Genomic DNA, 12,327 nt, shown 5'->3' with positions numbered 1-12,327 from the left:
GTAACAAAGTCGGCAACGCCAAATCACGCGGTCATGTCGAACAGACCCAGGAGCATCCAGATGCAGGCCCGTTTCCTCCTTGCCCTGATCGCCGGCCTCGCCGCGCCCGCCGTCCAGGCCCAGACGTCCCAGCCCTCGCTGACCGGCGGACGCCCCATCGTCCTGTTGGGCGGCTTTCCGGCCGGCACCCAGGCCGACATCTACTGGCGCCTCATCCAGCAGCCGCTATCCGCTGAGCTGGGCTCGCCGACGGTGGTGGAGGCGCGCACCGGCGCCTCGGGCAATATCGCCATGGAGGCGACGGCCCGCTCGGCGCCGGACGGAACGATGGTCCTCGCCGCGACCTCGGCCATGATGGCGATCAACCCCGCCGTCCTGCCCTCCATGCCGATCGACACCCAGCGTGACCTGGCGCCCGTCATGACGCTCTTCGAGGCGCCGAACGTGCTGGTGGTGAGCGCAGAGAAGCGCCCGCAATTCACCGACTGCCGCGCGCTGATCTCCGCCGCGCGGGCGGCCCCCGGCCGGCTGAACTATGCCAGCAGCGGCATCGGCGCCTCCACGCATCTCGCCGCCGCGCAATTCGCGACGGCGGCGAATCTCGATATCGTGCACGTGCCCTATCGCGGCGGCCCCTTCGCCATGACGGCGCTTTACCAGGGCGATGCGGACCTCTTCTTCTACCAGAGCGGCCCGGTGCTGGACGACTGGCGCTCGGGCCGGGTGCGGCTCCTCGGCATCACCTCGGCGCAGCGCATGCGGACCCTGCCGGAGATCCCCACCATCGCCGAGGCCTGCGATATGCCGGGCTTCGTGAGCACCACCTGGTACGGCGTGGTCGTCGCCGCTGCGACGCCGCGCCCGATCATCGACCGGCTCCAGGCGGCCATCCACAAGGTGACCGACACGCCGGAAATCCGCGCGCGGCTGGAGGGGATGGGCTTCACCATGATGCTCGGCGGCGCCGAGGACATGCGGGCGCGGCTCGCGGCCGATATCCCGCATTGGGCGGAGGTCGTGCGGCGCTCGGGCGCGCGGCAGCAATAGCCCTGGCCCCCCAACGGACGAGGGTCCAGGGAACGTGTTCCCTGATGGGGGAAGTTTGAAGGGGGCGAAGCCCCCTTCCATCAACGGACGGCGTGGGGCGCGTCCTTCCCCTCGACCAGCACCGCGATGAGGTTGTCCAGCGCGCGATGCCCCATGGCGTCGCGCACCTCGATGGTGGCGCTGCCGAGGTGCGGCAGCAGGGCCACGTTCTCCAGCTTCATGTAGCCAGGGTTCACCACCGGCTCGCCGTCGTAGACGTCGAGGCCGGCCGCGCGGATATGGCCGGAGGAGAGCGCGGCGATCAGCGCCTCGTCGTCCACGCTGCCGCCGCGGCCGGAATTCACGACCAGGCTGCCCTTCTTCATCTTCGCCAGACGCTCGGCGTTCAGCCACTTGCGGGTCGCGTCGCCGCCGGGCACGTGCATCGAGATCACGTCGATGGTGCTCAGGAACCTGTCGTCATTGTCGTGATAGATGGCGCCTTGCTCCAGCTCCGGCGGCACCTTGTTGATGTCGCGGTAGTGGATCTCCATGGAGAAGCCGCGCGCCATCTGCGCCAGCTCGCGCCCGATGCGCCCGAAGCCGAGGATGCCGAGCTTCTTCTTCTCCAGCGTGACACCCATGAGCTGCGTCGGCGCCCAGCCTTCCCACTTGCCGGCGCGGACCATGCGCTCGCCCTCGCCGGCGCGGCGCGCGGCCATGAGCATGAGGGTCATGGCCGTCTCGGCGGTCGCGAAGCTCAGCACGTCCGGCGTGTTGGTGACGGTGATGCCGCGCGCCTTGGCGGCCTTCACGTCGATATGGTCGTAGCCCACGCTGAAGGTGGTGATGACCTTCACCGAGGCGGGCAGGGCGGCGATGGCTTCGGCGTGCATCGGGTCGCCGGCGGCGATGAGGACCCCGTCGGCCTTGGCCTCGGTGGCGCGCTTCGCGATCTCGGCGCCGCTGCGGAACCAGGGATCGTCATTCGGATTGAGCCTTGCGTCGAAATTCTGAACCGCCTTCGCCTCGATGGCTTCCGGGAGCTTGCGGGTGATGAGCAGGACGGGCTTGGGCATGGCGATTTCCTGGTCGTTTCTGAACTGGCCTGCAACATAACCGCCATGGCCCGGCTTGCCAGAGGGGGGCTCAGGCGGCACGGTCCCGCTGAATTCTTCGAGGGAATGTTGCGTCATGGATCTGGGTCTCAAGGGCAAGCGCGCGCTGGTGATGGGGGCCTCCAAGGGGCTCGGGCGCTCGATCGCGGATGCACTGGCGGCGGAGGGCGCGGCCCTGGTGATCAGCGGCCGCGATCAGGCGACGCTGGACGTCGCGGCGCGCGAGCTGATCTCGCTGGGTGCCACCTCCTGCGTGGGCATTCCGGCGGACGTGGCCAGCGGCGAGCAGATGGACGCCCTGGCCGATGGCGCGGTGAAGGCCATGGGCGGCGTGGACATCCTGGTTCAGAACCATGGCGGGCCGCCGCCCGGCGCGGCGGTGGACCTCACCGAGGAGCTTCTGGCGACTTGGTTCCCGCGCATCGTGCTTCACCCGATCCGCGTCGCGAACAGGCTGCTGCCGGCCATGCGCGCGCAGAAGTACGGCCGCATCCTGAACGTGGGCAGCAGCGGCATGCTGCAGCCGCTGCCCAACCTCGTGCTGAGCAACACGCTGCGGGCCGGCATCATGGGCTGGATGAAGACGCTCTCCGCCGAGGTCGCGGCCGATGGCGTGACCTGCAACATCGTCGCCCCCGGCGCCATCCGCACGGATCGCAGCATCGAACTCGCCTCGGCCGCGGCGAAGAAGCAGGGCAAGACGGCCGACGAGGTCATTGCCGAGCGCAACAAGACGATCCCGGCCGGGCGCTACGGCCTGCCGAGCGAGTTCGGGCCGATGGCCGCTTTCCTTTGCAGCCCGCAGGCGGCCTATATCACCGGCAGCATCCTGCGCATGGACGGTGGAGTGGTGCGCGGGTGGTGAGCAACGCTCGGCTCGCCGTCGACATCGGCGGCACCTTCACGGATGTGGCCGTCGAAGCGACGACGGCCGAGGACCAGGTTTCGCGCTGGACCACCAAGGTTCTCACGACCCCCCATGCGCCCGAGCTCGGCGTGCTGGAGGGCGTGCGCGCCGTGCTGGCCAAGGCCGGCATGCAGCCTTCCGACATCGTGCTGCTGATCCACGGCACGACGCTCGCGACCAATGCGCTCATCGAGCGCAAGGGCGCGAAGACGGCGCTGCTGACCACCGAGGGCTTCCGCGACGTCCTCGCGCTCGGCAATGAGAGCCGCTACGACCAGTACGACCTCAACATCGAGCTGCCGCAGCCGCTGGTGCCGCGCCGCTGGCGACTGCCGGTGCCCGAGCGCCTCGACAACACCGGCCAGGTCCTGATTCCGCTCGACGAGGCGGCGGTGCGCGCGCACATCCCCTTCCTGAAGTCCGAGGGCATCGAGAGCCTCGCCATCGGCTTCCTGCACGGCTTCGTGAACCCCGTGCACGAGAAGCGCGCGGCGGAGATCGTCCGTTCCGAATGGGCCGGCCTGCCCATCTCGCTGAGCTCCGAGGTGAGCCCCGAGATGCGCGAGTGGGAGCGTTTCAGCACCACCGTCGCCAATGCCTATGTCCAGCCGCTGATGGCGAGCTACCTCGCGCGCCTGGAGGCCGGGCTGCGCTCGGGCGGGATGACCCGCCCGCTCTTCCTGATGCTCTCCGGCGGCGGGCTGACGACGATCGAGACGGCCTCGCGCTTCCCGATCCGGCTGGTGGAAAGCGGCCCGGCGGGCGGCGCCATCTTCTCGGCCCATGTCGCGCGCCAGCTCGGCTGGGAGAAGGTGCTGAGCTTCGACATGGGCGGCACCACGGCCAAGGTCTGCCTCATCGACGATTTCGCGCCCCAGGCGAGCCGCACCTTCGAGGTCGCGCGCGTGGGCCGCTTCCGCAAGGGCTCGGGCCTGCCGCTGCGCATCCCCGTGATCGAGATGGTGGAGATCGGCGCCGGCGGCGGCTCGCTCGCGCATCTCGACAGCATGGGACGCATCCAGGTTGGGCCGGAATCCGCGGGCGCCGATCCGGGGCCGGCCTGCTATGGGCGCGGCGGCGACAAGCCGGCCGTGACGGACGCGAACCTGACGCTGGGCCGCTACGATCCCGTCGCCTTCGCGGGCGGCGCGCTGAAGCTGCACCCTGACGCGGCTGCCTCGGCGCTGTCGGAGCATGTCGGCAAGGGCCTCGGGCTCGATGCCGGCATGGCGGCACTCGGCGTGGTCGAGATGGTGGACGAGAACATGGCCAATGCGGCCCGCGTCCATGCCATCGAATCCGCGAAGTCCTATGAGGGCCGCGCCATCATCGCCTTCGGCGGCGGCGGGCCCGTGCATGGCTATCGCGTGGCGGAGAAGATCGGCGTGAAGCGCCTGCTGGTGCCGAGCGGCGCGGGCGTGGGCTCGGCCATCGGATTCCTCCGCGCGCCGGTGGGATATGAGGTCGTCAAGAGCCTCTACACGCGCTTCGCCAGCTTCGACGTGGCGGGCGTGAACGCGCTGCTGGCCTCGATGAGCGCGGAGGCCTCGAAGGTGGTGGCCGAAGGCAGCTTCGGCGCCGAGACCGTCGAGCACCGCATCGGCTATATGCGCTATGTGGGGCAGGGTCATGAGATCGCCGTCGCCCTGCCGGTGCGCCCGCTGGTCGAGGCCGATATCGCCGACATCCGCACGGCCTATGACGCCGAATACACGCGCTTCTACGATCGTCCCGTGCCGGGTTCCGACGTGGAGGTGCTGAGCTTCGCCGTCACCGTTGCGACGAAGGTGGAGGCGGTGCAGCCCATCGCGGCTGTGGCCGACGCCCCGGCGCCCGCGCCGATCCGCACCCAGCAGGTGCGCGACACGTCGACGGGCCAGGTCGCGACCTGGCAGATCTATGACCGGACGCAGATGAGTCCCGGCGCGAAGGTGTCCGGCCCCTGCATCGTGGCCGAGGATGAGACGAGCACGCTGGTCGGCCCCGGCTGGTCCTGCCGGGTGGATGGCTTGGGTTACCTGGAACTGACGCGAGGAGAAGCCTGATGAACGCCCTCGAAAAGATCCAGCGCCAGATCCAGTGGAACCGCCTCATCGCGGTGGTCGAGGAGCAGGCGCAGACCATGATCCGCACCGCCTTCAGCACCACGGTGCGCGAGGCGGGCGACCTTTCCGCGGGCATCTTCGACCTCAAGGGCCGCATGCTGGCTCAGGCCGTCACCGGCACGCCCGGCCACGTGAACTCCATGATGGAGAGCGTCGGCCACTTCCTGGCCAAGTTCCCGGCCGCGACGATGAAGCCGGGTGACCACTACATCACCAACGACCCGTGGCTTGGCACCGGGCATCTGCACGACCTTACGGTCGTCACGCCCACCTTCCGCAACGGGAAGATCGTCGGCCTCTTCGCGAACACCGCGCATATCATCGATATCGGCGGCCTCGGCATGGGCCCCGAGGGGCGCTCGGTCTTCGAGGAAGGCCTCTACATCCCCATCGTGAAGTGCTTCGATCAGAACGTCCCCAACGAGACCTTCTTCGATTTCATCCGCGTCGGCAGCCGCACGCCGGTGGAGCTGGAGGGCGACATCTACTCGCTCTGCGCCTGCAACGACGCCGGCGCCAAGCGGCTCGTCGAGATGATGGACGAGTACGGAATGGATGGCGTGGACGAGCTGGCGGAGTTCATCTTCGACAGCAGCCTCGCCGCCACCCGGGCCGAGATCGCCAAGCTGCCCAAGGGCCAGGTCTGGGAGGCCTCGATCAAGTCGGACGGCTACGAGGCCGAGGTCACGCTGAAAGCCGCCATGCGCGTCGAGGCCGAGGACATCGTCGTCGACTACACGGGCACCACCGGCTTCTCCACACGCGGCATTAACGTGCCGGCCGCCTATTGCCGCGCCTATTCCTGCTTCGGGATCAAATGCGTCGTGGCGCCGGAGATCCCGAACAACTGGGCCAGCCTCGCGCCCTTCATCATGCAGATCCCCGACGATTGCATCCTCAACACGCCGCGCCCCTATCCGGTCAGCGTGCGGCACGTCGTGGGCCAGCTTCTTCCGGACCTGATGATGGGCTGCCTCTCGCAGGCGGTGCCCGACAAGGTGAACGCCGAGGGCAGTTCGGCGCTGTGGAACCCGCCGTTGCGCGGGGGCTCGCAGGTTTCCGGCCAGCAGGCGGAGGTGGATGACTTCGAGATCATCACCTTCAACTCCGGCGGCACCGGCGCGCGCCCGACCAAGGACGGGCTGGACGGCATCGCCTTCCCCTCGGGCGTGCGGACCATGCCGGTCGAGGCGACGGAGAACGTCGCCCCCGTGATCTTCTGGCGCAAGGAGCTGCGTCCCGACAGCGCGGGCCCCGGCAGGACTCGCGGCGGCTTCGGCCAGATCATGGAGATCGGCGCGAAGAAGAACGCCGAATTCGCCGTGAACGCCATCTTCGACCGCGTGGCCAATCCGCCCAAGGGCCGATTCGGCGGCGGCATGGGCGCGGGCGGCTGGGTCGGGCTGGACGATGCCAATGGCACGGTGCTGCGCACCAAGGGCTTCCAGGTCATCCCCAAGGGCCGGCACCTCGTGCTGAAGCTGCCCGGCGGCGGCGGCATGGGCGATCCGAAGGAGCGCGACCCGGCCCTGGTCGAGCGTGACGTGGCGGACGGGCTGGTCAGCGCGGCCGAGGCGAAGCGCGTCTACGGCAGATAGGCTTCGAGGAGGGCGGGAAGCGCGTCCATCTTGTCGACGACGAGATCGGGCCTCCCGCCGACCCATACCTCAGCGGCGGCGTAGCCCCAGGTGACCGCGACGGACCGCGACCCGGCCATCTGGGCCGCCTCGATGTCGCGGAGTTCGTCGCCGATGCAGAGGACGGCGCGCGGATCGGCCTCGGCCCGGTGGATCAGGCGGCGAAACTTCTTCGCCTTCCCGAAGAGCGAGGCACCGCAGTCGTAGTGACGGATCTGCGCCGCGCTGCGGCCCAGGATGCGGCGGATATTCGCTTCCGAATTGGAGCTTGCGATGGCCAGCGGCGCTCGCCGCGACAGCCGCTCCAGCAGCGCCCGCGTGCCGGGGAAGAGCGGGATCGAGGCCGCCTCTTCCGCCACGCGCCGCCGCATGTGCCGGGCGATGAAGGGCAGCTTCCAGGACGGGACGCGCAGGAAGCGGAGGATGGCGGCCGTGTTCATGCGGCGCATCCGCTCCATCTCCTCGTCGCCGACCTCCCGGAAGCCGAAGCGCCGGGCCACGCGGTTGAGCTCGCCCGCGAACCAGGGCGCGCTGTCCGCGAGGGTTCCGTCGAAATCGAGGATGATCAGCTGCGGGCGCGTCAGCCCATCGCGGCGGCGACCGCGTCCCGTTCCATCGGCGTCATGTGCAGCCCGAGCTTGGTGCGGCGCCAGAGCACGTCCTCTCCCGTGCGGGCCCATTCCTCGCGCTTCATCCAGTCCAGCTCGGCCTCGGTGAGGCCGGCCGGCAGCGAGGCGCCAGGGCCATGGGCGAACACCTTCGCGAGGTCGCTGCCATGGGTGCGGACCAGCCGCGGCAGCGTGGCCGGGTCCAGGAAGGGCAGCGCCCGCGCCATCTCGGTGACGAACGCCTCGCGCGTCTTCCCGCCGAGCTCGCCGCCGGGCAACACCGCGGTGGAGGTCCAGGGCGTGCCCGCGCGGCCCAGCGCCTGGCCGATCTTCCCCGCCGCGTCCTCGGCCAGCCGCCGGAAGGTGGTGATCTTGCCGCCATAGACGCTCAGCAGCGGCGCCGCCTGGGCGTCGAGCTTCAGCACGTAGTCGCGCGTCACCGAGGAGGGATCGGCCGCCCCGTCGTCGAAGAGCGGGCGCACGCCCGAATAGGTCCATACGACCTCGGCCGGCGTGATCGCCCGGCGGAACTGCCGCGAGACGGCGGCGCAGAGATACTCGGCCTCCTCCGGCGTGCAGACTGGATGGGACGGGTCGCCCTCATGCGGCACGTCGGTGGTGCCGACGAGGCTGAAGCGATCCTCGTAGGGGATCACGAAGACCACGCGCCGGTCGTCGTTCTGCAGGAGGAAGGCGTGGCTGCCCTCGTAGAGTCGTGGCAGGACGATGTGGCTGCCGCGGATCAGCCGCACCGCGCCCGGCTTCTGGGCATGCGCCAGGTCCAGCGCCCGCTGCACCCAGGGGCCTGCCGCGTTCACGAGGCCGCGCACGCGGAAGCGCTGCGCCTGCTCGTCCAGCCCGCGCAGCGTGACCTCCCAATGGTCGGCATGGCGGGTCGCGCCCTCGAAGAGCGTGCGGGTGCGGATGTCGGCCCCCCGCGCCGCCGCGTCGCGGGCATTGAGCAGGACCAGCCGACTGTCTTCCACCCAGCCGTCGGAGTAGGCGAAGGCATGGGTGATCTCGGGCCGCAGCGCCGCGCCCATCGGGTTCTCCGCCGTCCGGAAGGCTTCGGCGCCGGGCAGCGAGACGCGCTTGGCGAGATGGTCGTAGAGGAAGAGGCCGGCCCGGATCATCCAGCGCGGCCGCATCTCCGGCCGATGCGGCAGGACGAAGCGCATGGGCCACATGATATGCGGGGCCAGCCGCAGCAGGATCTCGCGCTCGCCCAGCGCCTCGCGCACCAGGCGGAACTCGTAGTGCTCCAGGTAGCGCAGGCCACCATGGATGAGCTTGGAGGAGGCCGAGGAGGTGGCCTGGGCCAGGTCGCGCTGCTCGGCCAGGAGCACGGAATGGCCGCGACCCGCCAGGTCGCGCGCGATGCCGGCGCCGTTCACCCCACCACCGATGACCAGGACGTCGAAGGATTCCATCGACGGAAAATGCCGGTCTGGAGCCGGAATGGAAAGGCGCAAGCGGCCGCCGCCGCGCCGGGGCCCGAAATGGCCGGCGCCGCCCCCCACCTTCCGGTCTAGCGCATCAGTGGGACGGCGAAGCCAGGCCGCCGGAGGCGGCCCAATGATCACGCATGCCCGACCGGCCCCAGGCCCTCCAGGCTGGTCGCCCGCACCACGGAGGCGAAGAGACGCAACGCATCGGGCCCGCCACGGTCGCGGAGCGCGCCGCCTTCCATTTCCAGCGCCAGGAGCTCGGCATGCTCGGCCAGGGTCTCGGCGGCGCGGCGCAGGGCCTCGCTCGCGAGGACGAGCTGCAGCTCGTCCGGCATCTCCTTCCAGTCGGGAGGCATGGGATGGTTCATCCTGCTGCCCGCCCTTCTGGCGGTGGTGGCCAAGCCGGCACATCGCCGGGCATGGATGTTCTGCCGCGAATCGCCTTAACAAAGTCTTTCACGAAAAGCGGAGGGCGACCTTTCCCAGTCCCTCGAAGGCGACGACCACGGAGCATGGGCCGTCCAGCCAGATCGGCGGCGTCACCGAGCCCAGCCAGACCACCTGCCCCTTCCGCAGCCCGCCGAACACCTCGGCGGCGCCGGAATGGGCGAGCCAGGCCAGCGCCTCCATGGGGTGGCCCAGCAGGTCGCGCCCATGGCCGGAGCCCTTGGAGACCCCGTCCACCGTCATCTCGCCGCGAATGGCCCCGAGGTCCAGGCTCTTCCAGCCCGGATCCGGCGCGCCGAGCACTCCGGCGGCATGGAACACCTGGTCGGCGATGAGGGTGGGCGTGCCGAGCTCGGCCAGGTCTCCGTAGCGCCTCTCGACGATCTCGATGGCGGGGAACACCTCGGCCACGGCGGCTTCGGCCTGGGCACGGGTGGTGGGGCCGAAGGGCAGGTCGGCGCCGAGCCGCACGCCCACCTCGCACTCCACGCCGACGTTCAGGAAATCGGCGAAGGGGAGGGCCACGCCCTCGGCCTTCAGGCTCGCGGCCGGCACGAAGCCGGCCGCTGGGTGCGGCAGGCCGAGATAGTCCTGCATCTGCTTCGTCGTCGCGCCGATCTTGAAGCCGGCCGGCGGCACGGCGCCCAGGCCCGTCGCCACCTCGAACTGGAGGGCATAGCCCTCCGCCGGCGTCCCCGGGGCCGCGGCGCCGAGCGGCGCCAGGATCCGCTTCGCCCGCCGCGCATCCAGGATGTGCTTCGCCGCTGGACTCATCGATGTCACTCCCTTGCCAATTCGTAGAGGGCGACCGCCGCGGCGGCCGAGACGTTGAGGCTTTCCATGGCCGCCCGGATGGGCAGCCGCACCAGCTCGTCGCAGCCCTCGCGCGTCAGGCGGCGCATGCCCTCGCCCTCGGCGCCCAGCACCAGGGCCACGCGGCGCCCGGTCAGCCCGGACTGCGCCAGGGTGACGGGCCCCGCCGCCTCCAGCCCCACGACCCAGAGGCCGGACTTCTTCAGAGCCTCGAGCGCCCGGGCCAGATTCACCGCGCGCAGGATGGGCACGACCTCCAGCGCGCCCGAGGCGGCGCGGGCGAGCAGCCCCGTCTCCTGCGGGGCATGGCGGTCCTGCACGACGATCGCCGCCGCTCCGAAGGCCGCGGCCGAGCGCAGGATGGCGCCGACGTTGCGCGGGTCGGTCACCTGGTCGAGCACCAGGACCGGACCGGTCGTCTGCTCCAGCAGCTTCTCGATGGGGGGCGGGTCCAGCGGCTCGGCGAGAAGGGCGGCGCCCTGGTGGATGGCGTCGGACGGGAGGAGGGAGTCGAGGCGCGGCCGCTCCACGAGCTCGGGGACGACGCGCCAGGGAGGCGAGAAGCGCTCCGCCAGCTCCTGCTCGGCCCCGCGGGTGACCAGCAGGCGTCGCAGCCGCCGCCCGGGATTGGCGAGGGCCGCCGAGACGGCATGCAGGCCGTAGAGCCAGGAACCGGCTTCTCCGGCGGAGGCGGCATCCGGGGTGGGGCGGGGCCGGTGGCGATGATGGCGCATGCCGTCATGAAGCCCGCGCGAGACACGCTGGCAAGCGGTGGCGCGCTGCTTTAGAAAGCCGCCCGGCGCGCCGGGTTAGCTCAGCGGTAGAGCAACCGCCTTGTAAGCGGTAGGTCGTCGGTTCAATCCCGACACCCGGCAGGTCCGCACGGAGCCCACCCGATCCCGAGTTACTTCGCAATGGCGGTGTGCGCCGCACGCTCTCGGCCTTGAGCTTCCGCACCGCCTCCGCCTGCCTTCGCGATCCCCTCGCGCTGCTGCTCGCCTTCTCGCCCCGCACGCCGGCACCACCGCGCCGCTTGCAATGCACCTTCGCGGCCCGGCTTCCTCACCCTGCGCGCCTCCACCATCTTCCTGGCATGAATCGTGTAGCGCCGAGGCCCTATTTGGGACCGCCTCAAGGCTTGGAGTGTAAGGGCCGCCGACCATCTTTCTGGAGTTGATTGACATCCTTCGCGTCCCTCGGCGGTAGTTCCGAGGCGGCGGGAGGCGTTTCATGGATAAGGCCATCGAGGTTCTCGTAAACACATTAAACGTGTTCATTACAAGGGACGTCATTTACCTCGCTGGCGGCGCCATCGTACTGGCTGCGGCATTCTACGCCATCCGCCAGGACTTGTTTGCATTCCTCGATAAGGTCCCGACATACGCCGTTCTTATTGCGCTCGTGGTTGCGCACAATATGGGGTATGCCGTTACCGTGGCGGGTCACCTTACTGGCTTCGTTGTGCTTACCTACACCGCTGACCCAGGTGCTATGCGCAAGGTTGTCCACAGCCGGTACATAGCGAGTATGGGTAGCCCGACTGGACAGGATGCCCGTTTCCCCCGGCCCGCCTCGCCGCAGGAAGCCGATGCCCGCGCCATAGCAGAGCGTGACCGGGTGATTTTCCTGAAAACCATCGGTGCCACTATGGCGGTCAGCTTTCTGCTTGTAGCTGTTTCGCTGATAAGCCGGATCATTTATGTGAGCTGGAGCGAAAGCGGTTTCAGGATAGACGCCTTCATGGCGGGTGCGTCCATATTTCTTGTCGTGTTGTTTTGGTCCGTCAATGCGGTCCTTGCTGTCGAGCAAAACAGGTTCGTCTCCGGCACAGATCAGGGGAGCTACACGAAGTCCGGTTCGGAAAAGGCAGACTAATCGCTCTTCCAGCGTCGAGCCAGAATATTGCTTCAAACCTCGCCACCGCAGTGCGGCCCGCATCTGCGCGATCATGAGCGCTAATCCTCCCACAACCCCGGCAGCTCTTACAAAATCACCCGATGAAGCCGGCCCGAGACATTCAGGGCGAATTTCGCAAGGGGCGAATCCCAAAGCGTCCGAATGGGTGGGTATCCGAGTCATACGCGCAGTATTGCCGCTTCCGAAGCTGAGACAGGTCATCTCCCGAAGCATCATTCGGTCGATGGCCGGGAAGGCCTGCCGTCACATTTCCTCACGTGAAACGGCCCGGACCGCCACGCGTCGGTTACATCCATCCGCC

Annotated in this window: 11 protein-coding genes and 1 tRNA gene; 6 read left to right on the top strand and 6 right to left on the bottom strand. The window is 69.2% G+C overall.

The window, feature by feature from the left end; genetic code table 11:
- The first annotated feature begins 60 nt into the window (after positions 1-60).
- The gene (locus EJV46_RS06535; protein WP_165585372.1) at positions 61-1,047 is read left to right on the top strand and encodes a tripartite tricarboxylate transporter substrate binding protein; all 987 of its coding nucleotides are present in this window, start codon (positions 61-63) and stop codon (positions 1,045-1,047) included.
- 80 nt (positions 1,048-1,127) lie between these two features.
- Here the strand turns inward: EJV46_RS06535 and EJV46_RS06530 are convergent, their stop codons facing one another.
- Positions 1,128-2,105, bottom strand: coding sequence for a D-glycerate dehydrogenase (locus tag EJV46_RS06530; RefSeq protein WP_131547742.1), 978 nt, complete (start codon positions 2,103-2,105; stop codon positions 1,128-1,130).
- Positions 2,106-2,220: 115 nt separating this feature from the next.
- Here EJV46_RS06530 and EJV46_RS06525 point away from each other — a divergent pair, with 115 nt between their 5' ends.
- From EJV46_RS06525 to EJV46_RS06515, 3 genes are read left to right on the top strand one after another with little or no spacing between them, the layout of a single operon-like run.
- Positions 2,221-3,009, top strand: a complete 789-nt coding sequence (locus EJV46_RS06525; protein WP_131547741.1) for an SDR family oxidoreductase — start codon at positions 2,221-2,223, stop codon at positions 3,007-3,009.
- Positions 3,006-5,096, top strand: coding sequence for a hydantoinase/oxoprolinase family protein (locus EJV46_RS06520; protein WP_131547740.1), 2,091 nt, complete (start codon positions 3,006-3,008; stop codon positions 5,094-5,096). The genes EJV46_RS06525 and EJV46_RS06520 overlap by 4 nt, the downstream gene beginning before the upstream one ends.
- Entirely contained in the window at positions 5,096-6,754 is a 1,659-nt protein-coding gene (locus EJV46_RS06515) for a hydantoinase B/oxoprolinase family protein (RefSeq protein ID WP_131547739.1), read from the top strand. Before EJV46_RS06520 ends, EJV46_RS06515 begins: the two co-directional genes overlap by 1 nt.
- Here the strand turns inward: EJV46_RS06515 and EJV46_RS06510 are convergent.
- From EJV46_RS06510 to rlmB, 5 genes are all read right to left on the bottom strand, one after another.
- Positions 6,742-7,356 carry an HAD-IA family hydrolase gene (locus EJV46_RS06510; RefSeq protein ID WP_240782454.1) on the bottom strand — a complete coding sequence of 205 codons (615 nt, stop codon included), beginning with the start codon at positions 7,354-7,356 and terminating at the stop codon, positions 6,742-6,744. The two genes, EJV46_RS06515 and EJV46_RS06510, sit on opposite strands and share 13 nt — an antisense overlap.
- 17 nt (positions 7,357-7,373) lie before the next feature.
- Complete coding sequence (glpD, locus tag EJV46_RS06505; RefSeq protein WP_131547737.1) at positions 7,374-8,831, bottom strand: glycerol-3-phosphate dehydrogenase; 1,458 nt, start codon at positions 8,829-8,831, stop codon at positions 7,374-7,376.
- 149 nt (positions 8,832-8,980) lie between these two features.
- Positions 8,981-9,205, bottom strand: coding sequence for a hypothetical protein (locus EJV46_RS06500; protein WP_131547736.1), 225 nt, complete (start codon positions 9,203-9,205; stop codon positions 8,981-8,983).
- Between the two features lie 100 nt (positions 9,206-9,305).
- A complete protein-coding gene (locus tag EJV46_RS06495; RefSeq protein ID WP_131547735.1) occupies positions 9,306-10,070 on the bottom strand; it encodes a 2-keto-4-pentenoate hydratase in 765 nt (254 codons plus the stop codon).
- Positions 10,071-10,075: 5 nt separating this feature from the next.
- A complete protein-coding gene (gene rlmB / locus EJV46_RS06490; RefSeq protein ID WP_131547734.1) occupies positions 10,076-10,843 on the bottom strand; it encodes a 23S rRNA (guanosine(2251)-2'-O)-methyltransferase RlmB in 768 nt (255 codons plus the stop codon).
- A gap of 69 nt (positions 10,844-10,912) precedes the next feature.
- Between rlmB and EJV46_RS06485 the strand changes: the two genes are divergently transcribed.
- Positions 10,913-10,984, top strand: a tRNA-Thr gene (locus EJV46_RS06485).
- Positions 10,985-11,339: 355 nt separating this feature from the next.
- Positions 11,340-11,984, top strand: coding sequence for a hypothetical protein (locus EJV46_RS06480; RefSeq protein WP_131547733.1), 645 nt, complete (start codon positions 11,340-11,342; stop codon positions 11,982-11,984).
- The last annotated feature ends 343 nt before the right edge of the window (positions 11,985-12,327 follow it).

Origin of the sequence: Roseococcus sp. SYP-B2431 (genome assembly GCF_004336745.1) — a bacterium.
Lineage (GTDB): Bacteria > Pseudomonadota > Alphaproteobacteria > Acetobacterales > Acetobacteraceae > Roseococcus.
Note: the sequence above shows the minus strand (reverse complement) of the source record. Positions and strands in the feature narration are given on the sequence as shown.